This is a genomic window from Pantoea sp. Pa-EAmG (genome assembly GCF_030024295.1).
GTDB lineage: Bacteria > Pseudomonadota > Gammaproteobacteria > Enterobacterales > Enterobacteriaceae > Pantoea > Pantoea dispersa.
This window is the reverse complement of record NZ_JASEWO010000427.1, coordinates 1-480: the sequence shown is the minus strand read 5'-3', so window position 1 is coordinate 480 and position 480 is coordinate 1. Positions and strand designations below refer to the sequence as shown.

At 54.2% G+C, this 480-nt stretch carries 1 pseudogene; it reads left to right on the top strand.

The features are described 5' to 3' along the window. Positions 1–31 precede the first annotated feature (31 nt). Positions 32–480, top strand: a pseudogene (locus QMM04_RS23065) (UDP-N-acetylglucosamine 1-carboxyvinyltransferase); the annotation flags it as partial.

The following is a 480-nucleotide window of genomic DNA, read 5'->3' as shown; positions in this document are numbered from 1 at the left end:
TGTTTTGTTGATAGATAATTGAGAGCCGTTAATGGACAAATTTCGTGTGCAAGGCCCCACCCGTTTAAGTGGTGAAGTGACCATTTCCGGGGCGAAGAATGCTGCGCTGCCGATTCTGTTTGCTGCGCTGCTGGCAGAAGAGCCGGTAGAGATTCAGAACGTGCCGAAGCTGCGTGATATCGATACCACCATGAAGCTGCTGAGCCTGCTGGGCGCACGCGTGGAACGTAATGGTTCGGTTCATGTTGATGCTCGCGAAGTTAATGTCTTCAGCGCGCCTTATGACCTGGTGAAAACCATGCGCGCCTCGATTTGGGCGCTGGGCCCACTGGTTGCGCGTTTTGGTCAGGGGCAGGTTTCACTGCCTGGCGGCTGTGCGATTGGCGCACGTCCGGTTGATCTGCATATTACTGGCCTTGAGCAGCTGGGTGCGGAAATTAAACTGGAAGAAGGTTACGTCAAAGCTTCCGTTAATGGCCG